Origin of the sequence: Corynebacterium tuberculostearicum (assembly GCF_016894265.1) — a bacterium.
Taxonomy (GTDB): Bacteria; Actinomycetota; Actinomycetes; order Mycobacteriales; family Mycobacteriaceae; genus Corynebacterium; species Corynebacterium tuberculostearicum_D.
In genome coordinates, this window is sequence record NZ_CP069791.1 from 2,096,888 (window position 1) to 2,118,334 (window position 21,447).

At 58.8% G+C, this 21,447-nt stretch carries 20 protein-coding genes and 1 tRNA gene; 11 read left to right on the plus strand and 10 right to left on the minus strand.

Annotated features, from left to right (window positions below):
* Nucleotides 1-140: 140 nt before the first annotated feature.
* The 4 genes from I6J28_RS10015 to I6J28_RS10030 all read right to left on the minus strand — a co-directional run bounded on the left by I6J28_RS10015 (nt 141) and on the right by I6J28_RS10030 (nt 2,351).
* Nucleotides 141-217, minus strand: a tRNA-Leu gene (locus I6J28_RS10015).
* A gap of 40 nt (nt 218-257) precedes the next feature.
* Entirely contained in the window at nt 258-1,223 is a 966-nt protein-coding gene (locus tag I6J28_RS10020) for a Ppx/GppA phosphatase family protein (protein WP_204609654.1), read from the minus strand.
* A gap of 10 nt (nt 1,224-1,233) precedes the next feature.
* Nucleotides 1,234-1,782 (minus strand): DUF501 domain-containing protein, encoded by a 549-nt coding sequence (locus I6J28_RS10025; protein WP_204609656.1) that lies wholly within the window; start codon nt 1,780-1,782, stop codon nt 1,234-1,236.
* 8 nt (nt 1,783-1,790) lie between these two features.
* Nucleotides 1,791-2,351 (minus strand): septum formation initiator family protein, encoded by a 561-nt coding sequence (locus I6J28_RS10030; RefSeq protein WP_204609658.1) that lies wholly within the window; start codon nt 2,349-2,351, stop codon nt 1,791-1,793.
* A 98-nt stretch (nt 2,352-2,449) separates the two neighbouring features.
* Between I6J28_RS10030 and I6J28_RS10035 the strand changes: the two genes are divergently transcribed.
* From I6J28_RS10035 to I6J28_RS10045, 3 genes are all read left to right on the plus strand, one after another.
* The gene (locus I6J28_RS10035) at nt 2,450-2,980 is read left to right on the plus strand and encodes a ribonuclease (RefSeq protein WP_204609660.1); all 531 of its coding nucleotides are present in this window, start codon (nt 2,450-2,452) and stop codon (nt 2,978-2,980) included.
* 35 nt (nt 2,981-3,015) lie between these two features.
* The gene (locus I6J28_RS10040; protein ID WP_204609662.1) at nt 3,016-3,600 is read left to right on the plus strand and encodes a hypothetical protein; all 585 of its coding nucleotides are present in this window, start codon (nt 3,016-3,018) and stop codon (nt 3,598-3,600) included.
* A 116-nt stretch (nt 3,601-3,716) separates the two neighbouring features.
* Entirely contained in the window at nt 3,717-4,892 is a 1,176-nt protein-coding gene (locus tag I6J28_RS10045) for an HNH endonuclease signature motif containing protein (protein WP_204609664.1), read from the plus strand.
* Here the strand turns inward: I6J28_RS10045 and eno are convergent.
* From eno to I6J28_RS10060, 3 genes are all read right to left on the minus strand, one after another.
* Entirely contained in the window at nt 4,882-6,159 is a 1,278-nt protein-coding gene (gene eno / locus I6J28_RS10050; RefSeq protein WP_204609666.1) for a phosphopyruvate hydratase, read from the minus strand. The two genes, I6J28_RS10045 and eno, sit on opposite strands and share 11 nt — an antisense overlap.
* Before the next feature lie 90 nt (nt 6,160-6,249).
* Nucleotides 6,250-7,011: a lytic transglycosylase domain-containing protein gene (locus tag I6J28_RS10055; RefSeq protein ID WP_049379128.1), complete on the minus strand. Its 762-nt coding sequence runs from the start codon at nt 7,009-7,011 to the stop codon at nt 6,250-6,252.
* 11 nt (nt 7,012-7,022) lie between these two features.
* Entirely contained in the window at nt 7,023-7,610 is a 588-nt protein-coding gene (locus tag I6J28_RS10060; RefSeq protein WP_204609668.1) for a MazG nucleotide pyrophosphohydrolase domain-containing protein, read from the minus strand.
* 57 nt (nt 7,611-7,667) lie between these two features.
* Between I6J28_RS10060 and I6J28_RS10065 the strand changes: the two genes are divergently transcribed.
* The gene (locus tag I6J28_RS10065; protein WP_204609670.1) at nt 7,668-9,143 is read left to right on the plus strand and encodes an amino acid permease; all 1,476 of its coding nucleotides are present in this window, start codon (nt 7,668-7,670) and stop codon (nt 9,141-9,143) included.
* On the opposite strand, the gene mfd is transcribed toward I6J28_RS10065, so the two are convergent.
* The 3 genes from mfd to I6J28_RS10080 form a co-directional block, all read right to left on the minus strand.
* Complete coding sequence (mfd, locus tag I6J28_RS10070; RefSeq protein WP_204609672.1) at nt 9,144-12,782, minus strand: transcription-repair coupling factor; 3,639 nt, start codon at nt 12,780-12,782, stop codon at nt 9,144-9,146.
* Nucleotides 12,783-13,388, minus strand: coding sequence for a TetR/AcrR family transcriptional regulator (locus tag I6J28_RS10075; protein ID WP_005329018.1), 606 nt, complete (start codon nt 13,386-13,388; stop codon nt 12,783-12,785). It abuts the gene before it with no gap.
* A 159-nt stretch (nt 13,389-13,547) separates the two neighbouring features.
* A complete protein-coding gene (locus tag I6J28_RS10080) occupies nt 13,548-14,264 on the minus strand; it encodes a trimeric intracellular cation channel family protein (protein WP_204609675.1) in 717 nt (238 codons plus the stop codon).
* Between the two features lie 122 nt (nt 14,265-14,386).
* Between I6J28_RS10080 and I6J28_RS10085 the strand changes: the two genes are divergently transcribed.
* The 7 genes from I6J28_RS10085 (at nt 14,387) to ppk2 (ending at nt 21,431) form a co-directional block, all read left to right on the plus strand.
* Complete coding sequence (locus I6J28_RS10085) at nt 14,387-15,583, plus strand: MFS transporter (RefSeq protein ID WP_204609677.1); 1,197 nt, start codon at nt 14,387-14,389, stop codon at nt 15,581-15,583.
* Nucleotides 15,584-15,650: 67 nt separating this feature from the next.
* On the plus strand, nt 15,651-17,096 hold the full coding sequence (gene glmU, locus I6J28_RS10090; RefSeq protein ID WP_204609679.1) for a bifunctional UDP-N-acetylglucosamine diphosphorylase/glucosamine-1-phosphate N-acetyltransferase GlmU: 1,446 nt from the start codon (nt 15,651-15,653) through the stop codon (nt 17,094-17,096).
* Between the two features lie 15 nt (nt 17,097-17,111).
* Nucleotides 17,112-18,086 carry a ribose-phosphate diphosphokinase gene (locus tag I6J28_RS10095; protein WP_204609681.1) on the plus strand — a complete coding sequence of 325 codons (975 nt, stop codon included), beginning with the start codon at nt 17,112-17,114 and terminating at the stop codon, nt 18,084-18,086.
* Nucleotides 18,087-18,327: 241 nt separating this feature from the next.
* A complete protein-coding gene (locus I6J28_RS10100) occupies nt 18,328-18,978 on the plus strand; it encodes a 50S ribosomal protein L25/general stress protein Ctc (RefSeq protein ID WP_204609683.1) in 651 nt (216 codons plus the stop codon).
* Between the two features lie 92 nt (nt 18,979-19,070).
* On the plus strand, nt 19,071-19,601 hold the full coding sequence (pth, locus tag I6J28_RS10105) for an aminoacyl-tRNA hydrolase (protein ID WP_204609684.1): 531 nt from the start codon (nt 19,071-19,073) through the stop codon (nt 19,599-19,601).
* Nucleotides 19,602-19,606: 5 nt separating this feature from the next.
* Nucleotides 19,607-20,467, plus strand: a complete 861-nt coding sequence (locus I6J28_RS10110) for a fumarylacetoacetate hydrolase family protein (RefSeq protein ID WP_204609686.1) — start codon at nt 19,607-19,609, stop codon at nt 20,465-20,467.
* A 76-nt stretch (nt 20,468-20,543) separates the two neighbouring features.
* Entirely contained in the window at nt 20,544-21,431 is an 888-nt protein-coding gene (ppk2, locus tag I6J28_RS10115) for a polyphosphate kinase 2 (protein WP_204609688.1), read from the plus strand.
* The last annotated feature ends 16 nt before the right edge of the window (nt 21,432-21,447 follow it).

Below are 21,447 nucleotides of genomic sequence, written 5' to 3' on the forward strand. Positions count from 1 at the left end.
CTCACCTCATTCAACGAAACACCACCCCATAAAGTTCCACATTCTTACCATTTAGCTAGAAGTTTTGTGTGAAGCTTCCGCATAAATGCTGTGGAGACATGCTGACGACGCTTCCAAGAAAGACGTCTCGAGACTTCACATGGTGCCCCCAGTGGGACTCGAACCCACACTGAATCGATTTTAAGTCGACTGCCTCTGCCGATTGGGCTATGGGGGCAAGGCCAAGGAATATTTTAGGCCACCTCACCCCGCGGGAGTTAACGAGGGGTACCCTCCGCAGCCAGACCAGCGATAATGCCATCGAGAATGTCCTTTTCACTGATGAAAAAGCTGCGCGCATCGCAATTGCGCTCGATAAGCTGCATGATGCCTTCGACGGCTACGGCCCCACCGCCGATGACATCGGCACGGCCAGGGTGAATGACGGGGTTGAGGACGCGGACGTCGGAAGGCAGGCTAATAAGCTGCTGCAAAAGCACGCGAAGGGCATCGAAGCGGAGCTCAGACCCGTGAATGGCATCGGCGTCGTAGCGCTCAAGGCCCTGAGCCAATGCAGAAAGAGTGGTAAAAGTGCCTGCGCATCCGACGATGGTACGGGCCTTAGAAATAGGTACTATCTTTTCCACTTCTGCCGTGCGCTCGCCGACGTACTCGGAAGCGATCTCAATCTCCGACTCGGTAGGCGGATCGGTACGCATAATGCGCTCGGTTAGCCTGACGCACCCCATGCGGGCAGAGTGGGTGCCCAAGATATCGCCATCGGCCGTGCCTACGACGAACTCGGTCGAACCGCCACCCAGGTCGATGACGCAGAATGGCCCGCGGTCTGGCTCCACATCGGCCACGGCACCATTAAAGGACAGCAGAGCCTCTTCCTCACCCGAGACGACCTCAGCCTGTGCGCCAGGCTGAATTTGGCCTAGCAACTCAGCGGTCATGTCGAAGAATTCCTGCTGGTTCTTGGCATCGCGAGTAGCGGAGGTAGCGACCATCCGCACGCGGGTGACCTTCTCAAACTTCATCTGACGTACGTAGCCTTCCAAGGCCACGCGGGCGCGGTCTAGGGCTGCAGGGGCGATTTCTCCAGTGGCATCGACTCCCTCTCCCAAGCGGATGATTTCCATGGTGCGGGTAATATCGCGAACTTTGCCGTCATCCTGAATTTCAGAGATGAGCAAGCGAATCGAATTGGTACCGCAATCAATCGCAGCAACGCGAGTCATAGCAGCCCTCCTATTCCGCGTTAGAGAAATCGAACTGGGCCAGGTCAATCCCCAGATCCTCTACGCTGGGCCAATCTTGCGGGATGGCAGAGCCTCGAAGCTTGCCATGGTCAGCGGCCATGGCAACCGCTTCAGTTCCCAACCGGAAATGCTGTGGGCCTTCAGCAAGCGCATACGCGATGAGCACATGCAGACATTTGACCCGATCGGGCATCCCGCCACCGGAGAAATCAGTGCCAAGGTCTTCGATGTCATTGCGCTTGGCCAAAAAGTATTCGTGGGCGCGCTGATAGTCGGCAGCCAATTCCTTGTCCTTACCCAAGCGGGCTTCCATCCACTTCATAACGTGGGCAACCTCCAAGCGTGAGGCTTCGGCCGTAAGCCGTGGGTCGGTGAGGTAGTAGAGGGTGGGGAATGGGGTGCCGTCGGCAAGCTTGGGCGCCGTCTTAATTACCGCGGGCTGCCCATCCGGCGTGCGATAAGAAACCTCTAGGACCCCGCGTGGAGTGCGGCCCAATTGCTCAGTTACTACAGCGATATCTGCATCAGTGACGGTCATGCGGACAATTATCGCACATCTGGATTCTCTTCCGGCGCCGGCTCAATCGGAAGATGATTTACCTGCTCGGACGGAGCTTCTTCCTCAGGCGGCTCGGCTACAGAATCCCACAAAACTTCGTACCATTCGCGGGAATCTTCTTCCTTCTGACCATCTGTGGTGAGCTGGTCATCCGGCTTAATCTGCGGGTCAATGATGCGGTAGGCGGTCTCGCCCTCATCGACGACCCCGAATCGGCGCCGCGCCTCCTGCTTGATGTACTCATCGGACTTATATTTATCAACCTTCTCCAGCAAAGCAGCTTTCTCATCCTGCTTGGCAGCGATTGACTCATTGAGGCGGGCAATTTCGGACCGGCCGTGGTAGTAATTGCGCAGCGGAATGGCGATAGCAAACAAAACCACGAGCACGATAGCTACGATTACGCCTACTCCGGCAATACTCATCCGGTCCGGCTTCTGTTTCTGCTTCAGCTGTGCACGCTGAGCTTTGCGGATATCCGCAGCACGCGAGGCCACCGGAACCTTAGTGCGGCTCCGGTTTCGCTGCCTCTTCTTTTCGCGTGCCATAGGCCTTTAATCCTAGCGCTGTCACTCCTGTAACAGGGACGTGGCACGCGCAATTTGGATACACTAAAAGAAATTCTCCCTCCCAGGAAGGAAGTTTCATGTCCCTCAAGCGCCTCCTCCCCGTTCTCACCGCAACCCTATTCCTTGCCAGCTGCAGCCCTTCCGCCCAAGACGGCGAATACCCCGTCTACGGAGACGGCTACGACCTGAACACCAAAGACGGCATGGCCGACTATCTCAAGGAGTACAAAACCCTGCCGGATGATTACATCAACCACGATGCTGACCAGCTCGAGGGCGACGATCAGCCCGAGACCTTTGAAACCAACGCGGATTCCGTCAAGAAGGCCGGCGAAGCTACCTGCAAGAATGACGAGTTGCTCGACATTTCAAAGGAATATTTCCGAGGAAACACCGACAAATTTGGGGAAGCTGTTATGTCATCAGTCAGCGGCTCTGATGATAAATACAGTGATGTTTTTGAGGCACTGAACATCCCCGATGACGCACCAGACAATGACAAGATCATGGCTGCAGCGATGACCTCACTCGGTGCCGTGATGGCTTGCGGCGATGAATTCAGCGATGAGGAACTGGAAGAGGTCGCTGAGGCCATCCATTCCAGCTAAAACCTCGAACCAGATTCCCTACTTAAGGAATAGCTATGCCCCTCAAGCGTCTCCTCCTCCTAGCCGCCGTAGGCACCCTACTTACCGGGTGCAGCTCGACCGACCACAAAGAAGAAGCAGCCACCGAAGCTGAATCCCCCACTAGCGAAAGCCCTACCAGCAGCGAAACCCCCACCACCACAAGCAGAAAACACGACCTCAATACCAAAAGCGGCTTCATTTACCATATAAAAGAACACGGCACTATCCCGGACTTTTACTTGGATGTGTTCGGCGCTGGGGCTTCCGAAGAGGAAGACGGACCTACAAGCTACGAGGTCAATGCCACGACACTGAAGAAGGCTGGATCTGTTGCCTGCGAGAATGAGCAGATCCTGGACGACGCCAAATATTTGCTAACCCATGGCGACAGCGCATTTGAAGAACTCGTCCCTAGCCTTGAGGAGTTCGATAGGAAATACGCTCCCATCTACGAAAAGCTTGAAATATCAGCGGCTTCTCCCGTCCTAGACAAGCTTTTTACCATGTACATGGCTGGCGTGGGTTCCCTAGCCACCTGCGGTGACAAATATGACGATAAGGAACTCGAAGCAGTAGCTGACAACGTTTTCAGTTACTAACCCCCGGAATTTCGCACACTCTTTCGTTTTACCCCTTGCGCACGCGGGAAAGGCAGCTTATACTAGGGGCAGAAATTCGATTGGGTGTGCGATTTATTCCAGAGGGGGAACTTTCCGTGACAGCCAGCGACGCACCACCAAAGAAAGCCTATTTTTCTACCAATAACCTCGACGATACGGTTTGCGTTTTGGGCATGCTCCAACGCATTCAATCCTGGCAGCTATACCAATCCGTGCTTCCGCGATTAGAAGACGATGTCGAATGTACTACCGCCGCTTTAGCTAATCGGGTGGGCTTGAGCTACTGGCGTGTCTTATCCGCACTGCGTTCTCACCTGCGCATGCGAGAATTGCCGTTAACCACGGCGGTACAGACCGAACATTGGATTCTCGACCTCCCGCGGCTGCACGTCATTGATGCCGAGCTTGCCCCGCTTGGCGACGACGCCGAGGGCATCCAACTAATCGATGCCGCCCTTGCAGACTTCCTCACCCCGAAGGAACCTGCTCAGCATGTGCCCACGGAATCTGAAATCCGTAGATTCTTGCGCGACTACATCGACGGCATTCTCAAACCAGATATTGAGAAGGAAATCGAGCGCTCCGTTTCCATTTCTTATTCCAAAGGCCAAGCCACCATCACTCTGAAGACGGATAAAGCAACCGCCAGTGCTATTTCACGGCACATCGATAAAGCAGCGCGAAAGAAGAACATCACTAAGTCAGAGGCTTTGGAGACGCTGATCTTTAATCGCACCCAGACAAAAGTAGTAATCAATACCTACGCAGCGGGTGACGATGCTTCTCGCGTATACATACCTTCGGCGGGATGGTGCGTTCTTACAGAACATTTAAGCAATTACTCGATGACTCGCGAGCTGTGCCCAGAAGAAACATCCTCCTACGTTCCCACCGAACAAATCAGGACATGGGTTCACGGTCGCGATGCCACGTGCCGTTGGCCGGGGTGCTCCATGCCGGCGCATTACTGCCAGCTTGATCATCGAGTGGAGTATGCCGACGGCGGACCGACGAGCGTCGATAATCTTGTCACTCTCTGTCAACACCACCACAACGTAAAGACCGATGGTAGGGCACGCTACATAATGGATCCCATCACTGGGGACGTTGCCTGGCTCTTTTCGGACGGCACCTTCGAAATTGACCGTGCCCAAGGGCCTTTAGCACCGCGGACCATGAATTGGAAGCAAACCTGGCAACAATACCTAGACATGCGAAAGCGCCCCCGCGGCAATGCGAGGGCGCTACGAAAGGAGGCGATTAAGCCTTAAAGCGCGGGAATGCGGAGCGGCCGGCGTAAACTGCGCCGTCGCCAAGCTCCTGCTCAATACGCAGCAGCTGGTTGTACTTAGCTACGCGCTCGGAACGAGCCGGTGCACCGGTCTTGATCTGGCCACAGTTCAGAGCAACAGCCAAGTCTGCGATGGTGGTGTCCTCGGTCTCACCGGAGCGGTGGGACATCATGGTGCGGTAACCATTTCGGTGAGCCAGCTCGACAGCGTCGAAGGTCTCGGTCAGGGTACCAATCTGGTTGACCTTAACCAGCAGGGCGTTAGCAGCCTTCTTCTCAATACCCTCCTGCAGGCGGGCAGGGTTGGTGACGAAGAAGTCATCGCCGACGATCTGTACCTTCTCGCCAATTGCGGCGGTCAGGGTGGTGTAGCCATCCCAGTCATCTTCCTGCAGCGGATCCTCGATGGAGACGATCGGGTACTGGTCGATGAGGTCCTCGTAGACCTTGGACATTTCTTCAGCGGTGTGCTCGCCACCCTCGAAGTGGTACTTGCCGTCCTTGAAGAACTCGGAGGAAGCAACGTCGAGTGCCAGGGCTACGTCCTTGCCGGGCTCGAAGCCGGCCTTCTTGATGGCGTCCACGATGACGTCGAGAGCAGCCTTGGTGGAGTCAACGGACGGAGCGAAGCCACCCTCGTCGCCCAGGCCAGTGGACAGACCCTTGTCCTTCAGCACTGCTTTCAGTGCGTGGTAGACCTCGGCGCCCATGCGCAGAGCCTCGGCGAAGGACTCCGCACCAATCGGAGCGATCATGAATTCCTGAACGTCAACGCCGGAGTCAGCGTGTGCGCCGCCGTTGAGGATGTTCATCATTGGCACTGGCAGCACGTGAGCGTTTGGGCCGCCGATGTAGCGGTACAGCGGCAGTGCAGCGGACTCTGCAGCGGCCTTGGCTGCGGCGATGGAAACGCCCAGGATGGCGTTTGCGCCGAGCTCGGACTTGTTATCGGTACCGTCCAGCTTAATCAGTGCCTGGTCAATGAGGCGCTGGTCGTCAGCTTCGAAGCCGGCAATCTCATCGGCAATCTTCTCGTTGATGTTCTCAACAGCCTTCAGAACACCCTTACCCTGGTAGCGCTCGCCACCGTCGCGCAGCTCGTGAGCCTCGTGCACACCGGTAGAAGCACCGGAAGGAACGCCGGCAACACCGCGGGCGCCGTCATCAAGGAAGACCTCGGCCTCAATGGTTGGGTTGCCACGGGAATCAAGAATTTCGCGGGCGAAAGTGTGGATGATATCAGCCATGCTGTTTTTCACTCCTCATAAAAAAGTTCGCTCTGGACCAGCCGGCCCAGCTACGTTGTCAATTGTTGCAGAAAACTTTACTGTGTGACGCTACTTGGCACTTTGCGGAACCGAGTAAGCATTGGCGGCGTGTGCAACTTTATGCAAATACTCGCTGGACTGATTGTAATTTAGGACTGCTTCCTCCCACTGTTCTGGGTTAGAGAGATCTCTATCACCAAAACATAAAAGTCCGGCGGCGCCAACTGCGGCGTCGTCGATTTGGTTGGGGTCCGCCTTCCCATCGCCGTTGGCATCAGCGCCCACCGACTCCCACGTGGTCGGGATAAATTGCATCGGGCCGACGGCGCGGTCATATTCGGAGTCCCCATCGATGTCGCCATTATCGGTATCTGGGGTGTGCGCCGTATTGTTCAGGCCATCGAGGGCGATGCCGTTGATGGGTGGTTGGGGGTAGCCGGCGTCGTCAAGCTTGGAGGGCTTAAACCAATTGCCGTTGTAGGTGCCATGGCGGGTCTCCACGTAGCCCAGCCCGGCAAGGGTATTCCAGCGCAGATGACAATTCGGCCATTTTTGCTGAGCGATGAGTTCGGCGTTGCCATAAGCGCGCAGAGCGGCCGGTGGGATACCAGTCTGCTCAGCTAGGTCAGAGGCCCAGTAGGTAAGCTTGTCCGCGGTGCGGCCGGGGGCGTTGACGTCAATATGCGCGACCTCTTTGCCTTCAACGGGCGGAATGTTCTCCGGTACGGGCTCCTGGGAAGTGCCGTGCCCCGTCAACAGCCATGCCACCAACGCGATGATCACGGCTACGGCCACCCCGCAGCCCCCGAATATCTGCAGGAGCCTCTTCATGAGAAGCCATCCTACATTCCCTTGCCTTCGCGCCACAGCCTCTCTTGCGTGTCAACGTCGACAATCTCCGTGGTGCCATCAAATAGGTATGGGGCGCGGGCGCGCATTTTGGTGAGGAAGCTCTGGGCGACGTCGTCAAGCGAAAAGGTGGAGATTTCCGCATGGAAGAGCACCTGGAGGAAGACATCCCCCAATTCCTTGAGCATCTCGCTTTCCGGTTCGCGATTGCGCACGGCCGCGGCGAATTCGGCAGATTCCTCCTCAAGATAAGGCAAGAGTGAGGTATGGGTTTGCTCGCGCTCCCACTCCCCAATGCGCCGCGCCGTGGCCATGGTCTGGCGCGCCTGCATGATGGGATCCGCAAGGGATTCGGCGCGAATGACGGACTCGCCGCTAGCGAGGCGGGCGCGAGTTTCCGGATCGTGTTCGTCGGTGCTTACCAAGGTGCCGGTGGCGTCCTCGCCTACCAGCAGATCGGAAAAATTCCACCGTACGGACACGGGTACCTCACCCGTGAAGTGGACGGGGCCACGCAGCTTCCCGTGTGCCTGCATGGGGATCATGGTGGGCCAGCGTTCATCGAGCAACAGCACAGTCATGTGCACAAAGTCTAGCCCGAGTTCCCATTATGGGGCTATTCAAGGTATTTTAGGCCAATGACCTCCAGCCAGAATAAATCCCACTCCGTGACGTTGTGGACCCTCGTCGCGCTGATTATCGGTTCCACCGTGGGCGCGGGCATTTTCTCGCTGCCCCAAAACATTGCTTCCGTTGCCGGCCCAGGCGCGATGCTCATTGGCTGGCTGGTAGCGGGCATCGGCATGCTCTCTGTGGCGTTTGTTTTTCAGATTCTGGCCCGCCGCAAGCCGCACCTTGATTCTGGCGTTTATTCCTACGTGCGTGCCGGCCTCGGCGATTTTATTGGTTTTACCTCCGGCTGGGGCTACTGGCTGGGCTCCGTTATGGCGCAGGTGGGTTATGCCACCCTCTTTTTCAATACCTTGGGCCATTACCTGCCGCTTTTCGACGCCGACCATTACTGGACCTCCGCCATCGCCGTCTCCCTCCTATCTTGGGGCATTTTTGCGGTCCTTGCTCGCGGCATCAAGCAAGCAGCGTTCATGAACCTCATCACCACAATTACCAAGATTGTGCCCATCCTGGCCTTTGTGGTGCTCATTGCATTCCTCGGGTTCAGCTGGGATAAATTCACCTTGGATTTCTGGGGACGCGCGTCTGAGGCCAGCGTCTTTGAGCAGGTCCAGGGAATCATGCTCTTTACCGTGTGGGTCTTCATTGGTGTGGAGGGCGCATCCGTTTATTCCAAGCAGGCTTCTAAGCGCACCGACGTCGGCCGCGCGACCGTCATCGGCTTCTTCTCCGTGCTGGCGCTGCTGGTTTCCGTGTCTACCTTGAGCTTTGGCGTGATGAGCAAAGAAGAATTAGCCGCGCTGCCAGATAATTCCATGGCATCTGTGCTCACCGAGGTCATCGGCCCCTGGGGCGGCGCACTGGTATCTATTGGACTGTGCTTGTCGGTTCTGGGCGCCTATGTCTCCTGGCAGATGTTGTGCGCCGAGCCCATCGTAATGATGGCCATCGACGGCCTCATTCCCCGCCGCATTGGCACCATTAACGTGGCGGGTGCGCCGTGGGTAGCGCAGCTGATTTCCACGATGGCCATCCAGTTGTTCATCATCGTCTTCTACCTCAACGAGGCGTCTTATAACGCCATGGTGCAGCTGGCAACCATCATGTACTTGCTGCCCTATATCTTTTCTTCGCTGTACCTATTGCTCTTGGCGCTGCGGGGCAAGGGGCTGTCTCACCCGCAGGCGGGTATCAAGTTCGATCTTTCCGGACCAGAGGTCAGCCGCAAGGATAACCGCAAGCATTTGGTCATTTCTTTGCTCGCGTTTATCTATTCCCTGTGGCTGATTTATGCGGCCGACCTCGTCTACGTCCTGCTCGGCGCATTGGCCGTGGTACCGGGACTTATCCCGTATGTCGGCACCCGGTTGTGGAAGAAGGAACGCATCTTCAACACCTTCGAGTGGTGCGTGGTGGCCATTGTCTTGGCCGGTGCCGCCACCGCCATCTGGGGCTTGAGCACCGGCTGGCTCACCCTCTAGCTACTCCCCTACGCTGACCACGTTCGAGGTCGGCTGGGCGCCGCTGACGTTGATGGCGTCGACGTCGAAAAGCGCGCTTAGGAAGTCCGCCGCCCACTGAATGAGCTCGGTATCGCGCAGCTTCGGGGAGGTGACATTGCGCCCCGCCTTGGGGAATGGCACGTTGATTGCCTTCGCGGCCGCGCGGAAGCTGGAGCCCGGATATAGGCGCTTGAGGCGTACCTGCTTGGAATCCGGCAGCTCCACTGGATGGAACTTGACGCGGGTGCCTTGCACGGTGATATCGGAGATGCCGGCGCGGCGCGCCTGGTGGCGCAGGCGAGCAACGGAAAGCAGGCGCAGGACCTCCTGCGGCAGCGGGCCGAAGCGGTCTTTCATTTCCTCGATGACGGCCTTGAGATCATCGTCATTCTGCGAGGCCGCAAGCTTGCGATAGACCTCTAGGCGCAGGCGCTCGGAGTCGATATATCCTTCCGGAATATGCGCGTCCACGGGGAGATCGATGCGGATTTCCTTCGGGCCCTCATCAGTAACGGTGGGGGCCTCGCCGCGGGCGAGCGATTTGAAGGTCTCGACCGCCTCGCCAACGAGGCGCACGTAAAGATCGAAGCCCACACCGGCAATGTGGCCGGACTGTTGGGCGCCAAGGACGTTGCCGGCACCGCGCATCTCCAAGTCCTTCATGGCTACGGCCATGCCAGCACCAAGGTCATTGTTTTGCGCGATAGTTGCCAGGCGGTCATAGGAAGTTTCCGTGAGCGTAGCTCCCTTGGGGTACAGGAAGTAGGCATAGCCGCGCTCGCGGGAGCGGCCCACGCGCCCGCGCAGCTGGTGCAGCTGGGACAGGCCCATATGGTGGGCGTTTTCCACAATGAGGGTATTCGCATTGGCGATATCCAGGCCGGTTTCCACGATGGTGGTACACACCAAGACGTCGTACTCGCGGTCCCAGAAACCCTGGACGGTCTGCTCGAGCACCTCCTCGTTCATCTGGCCATGCGCGACGACGACGCGGGCCTCCGGTACCAGGTCGCGCAGCTCGCGGGCCTTCTTTTCGATATCAGAGACTTTGTTGTGGATGAAAAAGGTCTGACCATCGCGCAGCAGCTCGCGGCGGATGGCCGCGGCTACCTGCTTGTCTTCGTAAGCGCCGACATAGGTCAGCACCGGGTGGCGGTCTTCCGGCGGGGTCAGGATGGTGGACATCTCGCGGATGCCAGCCATGGACATCTCCAAGGTGCGCGGAATAGGTGTTGCGGACATGGTAAGCACATCCACGCTGGCCTTGAGCGCCTTAATGTGTTCCTTGTGCTCCACGCCGAAGCGCTGCTCCTCGTCCACGACGATGAGGCCGAGGTTCTTCCAGTGCACACCGGTCTGGAGGAGGCGGTGGGTGCCGACGACGATATCGACGCTGCCATCGGCCAGGCCCTTGAAGATGTCCTTCGCTTCCTTCTTTGAGGTAAAGCGCGAAAGCACCTCAATCTTGACGGGGAAGCCGGTCATACGCTCGCTGAAGGTATCAAAATGCTGCTGCGCCAGCAGCGTGGTGGGCACGAGGACGGCCACCTGCATGCCGTCCTGCACGGCCTTGAAGGCGGCCCGGATGGCCACCTCGGTCTTGCCGTAACCCACATCGCCGACGACGACGCGATCCATCGGCACCGTGGACTCCATATCGTGCTTGACGGCGTCGATAGCCAGCATCTGGTCTTCGGTTTCGACGAAGGGGAAATTATCCTCCATCTCCGCCTGCCACGGATTATCCGGGGAGAATTGGTGCCCCGGCGCGGCCTGGCGCTTGGCGTAGAGCTCAACCAGCTCGCCGGCGATTTCGCGCACGGCCGCGCGCGCCTTCTTCTTGGTGTTCTTCCAGTCGGAACCGCCCATCTTGGACAGGTGAGGCGATTCGCCACCGGTGTACTTGCTGAGCAGATCCAGCGAGTCCATGGGAACCCAGAGCTGATCGGCGGGTTGACCACGCTTGGAGGGCGCGTACTCGAGCACGATGTATTCGCGGCGGCTGGTTTCATCGCCGGACTGGATGGTGCGCTCGGCCATCTTGAGGAACTTGCCGATGCCGTGGGTCTCGTGCACCACAAAATCGCCCTGCTTGAGGGCCAGCGGGTCAACCTTATTGCGGCGTTTGGCGGGCCGGCGCTTTGCTTCGGCGATATCGCCTACGCGGTTACCGGTCAGATCCGTCTCGGTGACAACGACCAGTGGGAGGGCCTCGGCGTCCTTGGGCTTTTTCACCTTGGGAAATACCAGGCCGGCGTGGCTTAGTGCTTGGTAGAGGGTGACTTCACCGGCGGTGGGTTCCCAGCCAGGGGTAGCCACCTTGGTGCGGATGCCCTTTTCTGCAAAGCGATCCACCATACGCTTGATGGCACCTTGCGCCGGCGCGATGAAGGCTGCCCGGCCGCCGGCGTTGGTGTGCGCGAGGAGTTGGGCCATCATGGCATCGATTTCTTCGATATTGCCGCGCGGGGTGGGCCCTGGTTCGAATTCGAGCGGGAGGGTCTCCTCTTCCGGGGCGGCGAGCATTCCCGGTGGGGAGAAAGTCCACAGGGGCAGGCCGGCCTCGCTTATGGAGACCTCGAGGGATTCATAGGAGCGGTAGCTGGATGCCTCGGTATCGAGCCCTTCGGTTGCCAGCGGGCCATCGGCACCCATGGCCGCGGCTTCCCAACCGGCAGCGAGGAATTCCGCATCGGTCTTTTCTAGATCCGCCACGCGGCGGCGAATCTTTTCCGGGCCGACCATCACCACGTGGGTGGTGGGGCGCAGGAATTCGGGGAGGGTGATCATGGGGGCGTCGGAAAGCGCGGGCAGGAGCGCTTCCATACCTTCGGCCGGAATGTGCTCGCTTACCTTGGTCAAAAGCTCCACCAAGGCGGGATTGCCGGGGTGCTTAACGGCGAGATCGGCCGCACGCTTGGCAATGGCGTCCGTAATAGGCAGCTCGCGGGCCGGGAAAATGTCTACGCGGCCCACCTCGATTTCAGGGATGGTGCGCTGGTCAGCTACGGAAAATTGGCGGATATCGGTAATCTCATCGCCCCAAAACTCCACGCGGACCGGATAATCCAGCGTGGTGGGGAAAATATCGATGATGCCGCCGCGCGTAGCATACTCGCCGCGCTTAGCCACCATGTCTACGTGCTTATAGGCGCGGAACTCGAGCTCGCGGACTACCTCATCAAAGTCATATTCATGATCCTCTTCAAGGTGGACGGGAGCACGGCCCTCCACCTCCTGCAGGATGGGCTGGGACAGGCCGCGGGCAGCCGTCACGATGACCTGCAGGCTATCGAGATTGTGCAGAACTTCAGCGCGGCGGCCGATGATGTCTACGCCGGGGCTCAGTCGCTCATGCGGCAAGGTCTCCCAGGCGGGGAACATGGCCACCTTCTGCCCCAGCATCGCCGTAAGCTCCGCCGTGAGGTCCTCGGCCTCGCGGCTCGTAGCGGTTACCACGAGCACTGGGGCATGATGAGCCAAGGTGCCCAAGGCCCACGGCCGGGACTGATCCAAGCCTGTGATGTGGAGGTCTTCGCCCACATGAGAAATCATGCCCTTGAGCTTGGGATCCGAGGCCGCTACCTTGAGCAGGCCGGCCAGCATTGGGGTCGCCATCTATTTGCCTCCTAGCTTGGGCTTTACTTCCATACCGGACAAACCATTCCAGCATAGATTGACAATATGCGTGGCGACGACTTCCTTGTCCGGGTTGCGCTCATCCAGCCACCATTGCGCAGTGGTCGATACCATTCCCACCAGCGCTTGACCGTAAATATCCGCCAAATCCGGGTCGATGCCACGGTGCTCAAATGCTTCGCTCAAAATATAGGAAACCTGGCCCACCGCGGAATTCAACAACGTGGAGAAGCTGCGCTCGTCACCGGGCTTGGCATCGCGCACCAGGATGAGAAAGCCATCAGTTTCTTCCTCAACATAGGTCAAAATGGCCATGACGGCCTGCTCGATGCGCTCGCGCCAGCTGCCGGTCTTCAAGGAATCAGTAATGACCTTTTCCAGGGCCAGCATCTCGCGGTCAACAACCACCGCATAAAGGCCTTCCTTGCCCCCGAAGTGCTCATAGACAACGGGTTTGGATACCCCGGCGCGTGCCGCGATCTCTTCGACGCTGGTTCCTTCAAAGCCTAGTTCCGCGAATGCGGCGCGTCCGATGGAAATGAGTTGTTCGCGGCGTTCCCGGCCGGTCATCCTTTGTCGAGCCATGCCCTCTACCCTATCCTTTGCCCCGCAATTTGTGATTTACCCGGGGGCGTCAGGTACGCTATGCCTACAGCTTTTGCTGTGTTTCCCCATGGTGTAATCGGCAACACTACGGTTTTTGGTACCGTCATTCTAGGTTCGAGTCCTGGTGGGGAAGCTTTTTTAGTTTTTCTTCCTGCCGCGGCGAAAGCCTTTGAGCTCGGCTTTCTTCGCAATCGCCGCCACTTGGGCAGCGGTGTAGTTAACGGGGGCGACACCGGCGCGGGGCAGGACCCAGCCGCGCCAATAGGACACGATGGCCATGCCACTGCCGACGATCGGCGCGACCACCATGCCGAGTGCAAACTGTCCATAATCGGCAAAGGTAACCATGACGATGCCGGTGAGGATAGAGGGCACGGCATACAGGGGGCTGCCGCCAAAGATGGACGGGATTTCCCCCGAAGCTATATCGCGGACCATTCCTCCGCCCACCGCGGTAAGCACGCCCAGAAAGACACAGGGAATAAGTGGCATGCCGTGGGTGAGCGCTTTAACGCAGCCGGTGGTGGACCACACGCCGAGAATGATGGCATCGCCGTGTTCGCGGAAAAGCTCCCACTCCTTGCCCTTGAGATCGATAAGAAACGCAATAAGCGCACCACAGCAAGCAAGGCCGAGGTACCACGGGTCTGAGATCGCTGCCGCTGCTCCATCCCCGATGAGCATGTCACGGATCATGCCACCGGCCAGCCCAGAAAAGAGGGCGAGGAACACGAAGCCCACGATGTCGAATTCACGGCGGCGGGCAAGGGCGCCGCCAATGATGCCGTTCAAAACCACGCCGAGAAGATCGAAGGCTTGGTACAGCGAATTGATGAGGGGATCGACATCGTGCATGATTCTTAGGCCTCCTGCCGCGCGGGTAGAATTTCGGCGTGACTGCGGCCGTGTTTTACTCTCCGGCGTGTCAGCATGGCTCTTATTTAACCAACTCGTTTCTCTGAAAGATCGCATTTCTCATGTCTAAATCCAATGCCCGGTATTTCATCTGGTCCAACGGCCTGCAAAATTTGGGCGATCAGATTGTTGCCGCCAAGACGGTGCTGCCCGCGCTCTTTAGTGCGGCCGGAGTGCCTGCGTTCTTTACCGGCCTACTCACCCCTATCCGCGAGTCCGGTTCGATGTTGCCGCAGGCGGCGCTGACTCCGTGGGTGACTACCTATAGGGCCCGCAAGCGCTTGTGGATTATCGGCTCTTTGGGCCAAGCGGTATCCGCCGCGGTCATCGCGCTCGCGGCATTTTTTACCCGCGGGGCTGTATTGGGCGTGGTGGTGCTGGTGGCCTTGGCGTCACTTTCCCTCTTCCGCGCGCTGTGCTCGATTGCGGGCAAGGACGTGCAGGCGCGCACGATTTCTAAGGGCGCACGCGGCCGGGTGACCGGTAGCGCGGCAGCCCTCGGTGGCGGTGCTACTTTGCTGACCGGCATTATCCTCTACTTTTTGGGCGAGCTCAGCATTCCCATGATGGGCACGGTCCTCGCCATTGGTGCGTCCACCTGGGCCATTGCCGCGTGGGTCTTTTCGCACGTGGATGAGCCGGTGCCAGAGGAAGCCGAAGGGGGCATCGATAAGCGCTGGTGGCAAGATACCTGGCAGCTTTTTACCAGCGACGGCCAATTTCGTAACTTCGTCATCGTCCGCGCGCTCCTGCTCGTTTCGGCGCTATCGACCTCTTTTATTGTGCTGCTCAGCAGCAACCTTTCTGGGCTCTACGGATTCGTGCTAGCTTCCGGCCTAGCCTCTCTGGTGGGCGGGCGCATCTCCGGTGTGTATTCGGATAAGTCCTCTAAGAACACCATGGCCGTGGGCGCGGCCGTGGCCTCCGTCGTGCTGGTGCTTTTGGTCGCCAGCTCGCACTGGGCACCGGATGCGGTCAATGCCTGGGTCATGCCGATTGGCTTCTTCGCCGTGAACCTGGCGCACACGGCCATTCGCGTGGCGCGTAAGACTTACGTGGTGGATATGGCCGGCGGCGATAAGCGCACCCAGTACGTAGGTGCGGCCAATACGATGATGGGCATTATCTTGCTTATCGTCGGTGGCATCTCCTCCGTGGTGGCACTGGCCGGACCTGAGGCGGCGCTGCTCTTCCTTGCCCTCATTGGTTTCCTCGGTGTGTGGCGCGCCCGCGGCCTGAAAGAGGTTTCTCACACATAAATCGCACTCGGGCTATAGGATGTAGTCCGGATAAGAATCAGACTCGACCCCAGGAGTTCAATAACCCGTGGTAGCAACAACCTCGTGTGCTGTCGTCGTCCTTGCGGCTGGCGCCGGCACCCGCATGAAGTCCACCAAGCAGAAGACCTTGCATGAGATTGGCGGGCGCACTTTGCTCGGCCACGCTCTGCATGCTGCGGCCGGGATCAACCCGGAGCGCATCGTGACGGTGGTGGGCCACCAGCGCGATCAGGTCTCCCCCGCCGTGGATGCCATCGCCCAGGAGCTGGACTGCGAGGTACTGCAGGCGGTACAGGAAGAGCAGCTGGGCACCGGACATGCCGTGGCCTGCGGCTTGGAGCCGCTTCCGGACTTCGAGGGCACCGTCATTGTCACCAACGGCGATGTCCCTCTGCTGACCCCAGAGACCATCGAGGGCCTGCGCGCCACCCACACCGAGCAGGGCAACGCGGTCACCGTGCTCTCGATGCGCCTCGATGACCCGACCGGTTACGGCCGCATCATTCGCGCTGAGGACGGCAGCGTGTCTGCCATCGTTGAGCAAAAGGATGCCACCGAAGAGCAGCGCCAGGTCGATGAGGTCAACTCCGGCGTCTTTGCCTTTGATGGGCGCGTGCTTGCCGACGCCCTCCAGAAGCTCGACTCCAATAACGCCCAAGGCGAGCTGTATATCACTGATGTGCTCGAGATTGCCCGCACCGCAGGACACGGCGTCGGCGCGCACGTAGCAGCGGATCCGGCCGAACTCGCAGGCGTCAATGACCGCGTGCAGCTCGCCGCTGCCGGCCGTGAGCTCAACCGCCGCATGGTAGAAAAGGCGATGCGCGGCGGCGCCACCATCGTGGATCCGGAGACCACCTGGATTGGCGTCAACGTCACCGTGGGCTCCGATGTCATTATTCACCCGGGCACCCAGCTGTGGGGCGCTACCAGCATCGCCGATAACGCCGAGATTGGCCCCGACACCACCTTGACCAATATGCAGGTGGGCGAGGGCGCTTCCGTCGTGCGCACCCATGGCAGCGATTCCGTCATTGGTACCAACGCTAAGGTCGGCCCGTTTACCTATATCCGCCCGAAGACCGTGGTGGGCGAGGACGGAAAGCTCGGCGGCTTCGTAGAGGCAAAGAACGCCCAGATTGGCCGCGGCTCCAAGGTTCCGCACCTGACCTATATCGGCGATGCCACCGTGGGCGAGCAGTCCAACATCGGCGCCTCCTCCGTCTTCGTGAATTACGACGGCGTGAACAAGCACCACACCACCATCGGCAGCCACGTGCGCACCGGTTCTGACACAATGTTTATCGCTCCGGTCAATGTCGGTGATGGCGCATACTCCGGTGCGGGTACAGTAATTAAAGACGATGTTCCTGCGGGAGCACTCGCAGTCTCCGGTGGCAAACAGCGCAACATCGAGGGCTGGGTTCAAAAGAAGCGTCCGGGTACTCCCGCGGCTGAGGCCGCAGCCCGTGCGCAGGACAACGAAAAGTAAGGGGCATATTCTCCCATGACTGGCAAGGTAACTGGTAGCAGCAAGAACATGAAGCTCTTCTCTGGGCGTGCACACCCAGAGTTGGCAGAGGCTGTGGCTAAGGAGCTCAAGACCGATCTGGTTCCTACCACCGCCCGCGACTTCGCCAACGGCGAAATCTTCATCCGCTTTGAAGAGTCCGTGCGTGGTGCCGACTGCTTCGTAATGCAGTCTCATACCCAGCCGCTCAATAAGTGGCTGGTAGAGCAGCTCATCATGATCGATGCTTTGAAGCGCGGCTCCGCTAAGCGCATCACCGCCATCCTGCCCTTCTACCCATATGCACGCCAGGATAAGAAGCACCTGGGCCGCGAGCCGATTTCTGCCCGCCTGGTAGCAGACCTTCTGCAGGCTGCTGGTGCGGACCGCATCGTGTCCGTGGACCTGCACACCGATCAGATCCAGGGCTTCTTCGACGGCCCGGTCGATCACATGCACGCTCAGCCCATCCTGACCGATTACATCAAGTCCAAGTACGCCACCGATAACATCACCGTGGTTTCCCCGGACGCCGGCCGCGTGAAGGTTGCGGAAAAGTGGGCCCACGACTTGGGCGATGCCCCACTGGCCTTCGTACACAAGACCCGCTCCAATACCGAGGCCAATAAGACGGTGTCCAACCGCGTGGTAGGCGATGTTGACGGCAAGGACTGCGTGCTTCTCGACGACATGATTGACACCGGTGGCACCATCGCCGGCGCCGTGCGCGTTCTGAAGGACGCCGGTGCGAAGAAGGTCATCATTGCCTGCACCCACGGCGTCTTCTCTGATCCAGCCCGCGAGCGCCTCTCCGAGTGCGGCGCGGAGGAAGTTATCACCACCGATACCCTGCCGCAGTCCACCGAGGGCTGGTCCAACCTCACGGTGCTGTCCATCGCTCCGCTGTTGGCACAGACCATCCACGAAATTTTTGAGAATGGTTCCGTAACCACCCTCTTCGATCGCGCCTAAGCGCAGGGCCGCCGAGACTTACCTCGGCGGCTTTTGATTTGCTTCTGGTGCGCGTGCTAATCTAACTCAGTCTCGGCGAGGGCGACCTCAGGATGAGGAAGCCGTTATCGACGCGATTGAAGTTAGAGCATGTTGCTTTTATATACGCCTGCGATGACTCGTCCAAGACGTCCATCGGCAGGCTTTCGTCGTTTTTATCGCGTTGGCCGCGCCGCACTACTTTAACTAAGGAGAATGAAGCATGGCACAGCGCCCAGTAATCAAGGCTGAAGCACGTACCGAATTCGGCAAGGGTGTCGCACGCCGCCTGCGCCGCGAGTGGAAGGTTCCAGGCGTCATCTACGGTTCCCACCAGGAGCCGGTCCACTTCGCAGTTCCGCTGCTGGACATCCAGTCCCTCGTCCGCAACAACGGCGTCAACGCCGTTCTGGAGCTGGAGATCGACGGCGAGCAGTACCTGACCATGGTTAAGCACGTTGACCAGAACGTTCTGACCTTCGACATCGACCACGTTGACCTGCTGGCTATTAAGCGCGGCGAGAAGGTTGAGGTTGAGGTTCCGGTTACCCTGACCGGCGAGCCGGCCCCAGGCACCATGCACATCCAGGATGCTGACGTACTGCTGGTTGAGGCAGACGTACTGAACATTCCGGAAGAGATCGAGGTTTCCATCGAAGGCCTCGAGGACGGCGCAGTTATCACCGCTGGCGACGTCACCATGCCGGAAGACACCACCCTGGTGGCAGAGGAAGACACCGTTATCGTCTCCATCTCCCTGCCTGAGGTTGATGAGGAGCTCGAGGAAGCAGCCGAGGCTGCTGAGGAAGGCGGCGCTGACGCTGGTGCCGAGTCCGTCGACGAGGGCGAAGAGTCCTCCGACTCCGAGGAGTAATCCCCTCCCCTTTACACGCAAAGGCCGCCGTGAGAATCACTTCTCGCGGCGGCCTTGCCGTTTTTCTCTCTGTCTATGAGACAATTGAGCGCGTGACTCCACTTCTCGTTGTAGGCCTTGGCAACCCCGGCCCCAAGTACGCAGGCACTCGGCACAATATCGGCTTCGATGTGGCAGATGAACTCGCAGGAGAGCTCATGAGCAGCTTTTCGGTACACAAAAAGACCAACACCGAAATCGCCGAGGGTATGGCTGGCGGCCGCAAGATTATCTGCGCAAAGCCACGGTCCTTTATGAACCTTTCCGGCGGGCCGATCAAAGCTTTGGCCCAATACTTTCATCTCTCCGCCGCCGACATCATCGTTGTTCACGATGAGCTAGAACTCGATTTCGGCACTATAAAGCTCCGCACAGGCGGCGGCGACCATGGCCACAATGGGTTGCGTTCAACCACAAAGTCCCTGGGCACCAAAGACTATCAGCGCCTTTCGGTAGGAATCGGGCGCCCACCGGGGCGCATGGATCCGGCGTCGTTTGTGCTCAAGCCTTGGGCAAAGCAAGAAAAGGCAGAAATCCCCATCCTTTGCGCCGACGCGGTCGAGGAAATCTTGCGCGTAGGATAGTCGCCATGAAATTGGCTACCCTACGCACTGGCTTTGGCACTTCCGCTATCCGAATCGACGGCGATAACGTGGGTGTTGAGTTGGATTATGAGGACGTGGGCCAGCTGCTGCGCAGCGAGGATTGGCGCAAGGCCGCCCAGCTTTCCGGCGAGCCCGTGGTCTTTGACCACGCTGATTTGGAAGCCGTCGTACCAACTCCCGGGAAGGTCATCTGCGTGGGGCTCAATTACGCCAAGCACATCCGCGAAATGGGACGCGATTTCCCCGAACATCCCACCTTGTTCATCAAGTTCGCCGACGCCCTCACCGGCCCTTATGATGATGTCTTCATTCCCGAATATGGCACACAGAAGCTGGATTATGAGGGAGAATTGGCGGTCATCATCGGCGAGCGCGCCCACCGTGTCAGCCGCGACGAGGCCCTAGATTATGTGGCCGGCTACGCCATCATGAATGACTACACGCTGCGTGACTTCCAGCGCCAAACTAGCCAGTTCCATGCCGGTAAATCCTTTTATCGCACCGCCGGCTTCGGTCCTTGGCTTACCACCGCGGATGAGTGGTCACCGGGGTCCGGAGCTGTCCTCACCACTACCGTAGACGGTGAGGAAAGGCAGCGCGATAATACCGATGACCTCAACTTTTCCGTAGCTGAGCTCATTGAGTTCTGCTCACAGCTCTATCCACTCAATCCGGGCGACGTCATCATTACCGGCACACCGGAGGGCGTGGGTTTTGCCCGCACCCCGCAGCAATTTATCGAGGACGGCCAAAACGTCACCATCGCCATCGAAGGCTTGGGGCATATTTCCAATACCACCCGCTATGGCGAGCCCGGCTGCGGCCCCAGCTGTACCTGCTCCTAGGCTGTGCCCAGGTTCTCACTCCAAAGTGGGCGGTCCCGTTTTCATCCCAGCCGCTAGTGCCGGTTAAGCTGGACTAATGAGCACAAAAAGCAGTAAAGCCCCTAAGAAACTCAACAAGAAGGCCTACGAAAAGGAGCTCGAACGCCTCCAGGCGGAGCTCGTGGACATGCAGCAATGGGTCGTTGAAACCGGCGCCCGCGTAGTCATCATCATGGAGGGCCGCGACGCCGCCGGCAAGGGCTCCGCGATCAAGCGCATCACCCAGTACCTCAACCCGCGCACCTGCCGCATCGAGGCACTGCCCGCACCGAACTCTCGCGAACAGGGCCAGTGGTACTTCCAGCGCTACGTGGAAAAGCTGCCCACCAAGGGCGAAATCGTCATCTTTGACCGCTCCTGGTACAACCGCGCCGGTGTCGAGCGCGTCATGGGCTTTTGTACCGATCAGGAATACGTCCGCTTCCTGCACCAAGCACCCACCTTTGAGCAGATGTTGGTCGAAGACGGCATCATGCTGCGCAAGTACTGGTTCTCTGTTTCTGATGAAGAGCAGATTAAGCGCTTTGAATCCCGCCGCAACGATCCGCTGCGCCGTTGGAAACTCTCCCCTATGGATCTGCAGTCCATTACCCGCTGGGAGGACTACTCCCGTGCCAAGGATGCGATGTTCATCCACACCGATACCCCAACCGCGCCGTGGTACACCGTGGAATCAGAAGACAAGAAGCGCTCGCGCATCAATGTCATTTCGCACCTTCTGAGCACCATTCCGTACGAGAAGCTCGAGCGCGAGATGCCGGAGATCCCGCAGCGCCCAGATTCCGATGGCGAAACCTATGAACGCCCTGCCCGCGAAGAGTTCCGCTACGTGCCGGACGTCGCCGCCAAGCTTGAGCGCAAGTCCGAGCAAAAGACAGCGAAGAAGACGTCCAAGAAGGGCAAGAAGAAGGATAAGAAGAAGTAGCACTCAGGGCTGTATT

Bases quoted from the DNA above. Each gene is read 5' to 3' on its own strand.
- I6J28_RS10020 (WP_204609654.1), bottom strand. From the start codon at position 1,223: ATGACTCGCGTTGCTGCGATTGATTGCGGTACCAATTCGATTCGCTTG.
- I6J28_RS10025 (WP_204609656.1), bottom strand. From the start codon at position 1,782: ATGACCGTCACTGATGCAGATATCGCTGTAGTAACTGAGCAATTGGGC.
- I6J28_RS10030 (WP_204609658.1), bottom strand. From the start codon at position 2,351: ATGGCACGCGAAAAGAAGAGGCAGCGAAACCGGAGCCGCACTAAGGTT.
- I6J28_RS10035 (WP_204609660.1), top strand. From the start codon at position 2,450: ATGTCCCTCAAGCGCCTCCTCCCCGTTCTCACCGCAACCCTATTCCTT.
- I6J28_RS10040 (WP_204609662.1), top strand. From the start codon at position 3,016: ATGCCCCTCAAGCGTCTCCTCCTCCTAGCCGCCGTAGGCACCCTACTT.
- eno (WP_204609666.1), bottom strand. From the start codon at position 6,159: ATGGCTGATATCATCCACACTTTCGCCCGCGAAATTCTTGATTCCCGT.
- I6J28_RS10055 (WP_049379128.1), bottom strand. From the start codon at position 7,011: ATGAAGAGGCTCCTGCAGATATTCGGGGGCTGCGGGGTGGCCGTAGCC.
- I6J28_RS10060 (WP_204609668.1), bottom strand. From the start codon at position 7,610: ATGACTGTGCTGTTGCTCGATGAACGCTGGCCCACCATGATCCCCATG.
- I6J28_RS10065 (WP_204609670.1), top strand. From the start codon at position 7,668: ATGACCTCCAGCCAGAATAAATCCCACTCCGTGACGTTGTGGACCCTC.
- mfd (WP_204609672.1), bottom strand. From the start codon at position 12,782: ATGGCGACCCCAATGCTGGCCGGCCTGCTCAAGGTAGCGGCCTCGGAT.
- I6J28_RS10075 (WP_005329018.1), bottom strand. From the start codon at position 13,388: ATGGCTCGACAAAGGATGACCGGCCGGGAACGCCGCGAACAACTCATT.
- I6J28_RS10080 (WP_204609675.1), bottom strand. From the start codon at position 14,264: ATGCACGATGTCGATCCCCTCATCAATTCGCTGTACCAAGCCTTCGAT.
- I6J28_RS10085 (WP_204609677.1), top strand. From the start codon at position 14,387: ATGTCTAAATCCAATGCCCGGTATTTCATCTGGTCCAACGGCCTGCAA.
- I6J28_RS10095 (WP_204609681.1), top strand. From the start codon at position 17,112: ATGACTGGCAAGGTAACTGGTAGCAGCAAGAACATGAAGCTCTTCTCT.
- I6J28_RS10100 (WP_204609683.1), top strand. From the start codon at position 18,328: ATGGCACAGCGCCCAGTAATCAAGGCTGAAGCACGTACCGAATTCGGC.
- I6J28_RS10110 (WP_204609686.1), top strand. From the start codon at position 19,607: ATGAAATTGGCTACCCTACGCACTGGCTTTGGCACTTCCGCTATCCGA.
- ppk2 (WP_204609688.1), top strand. From the start codon at position 20,544: ATGAGCACAAAAAGCAGTAAAGCCCCTAAGAAACTCAACAAGAAGGCC.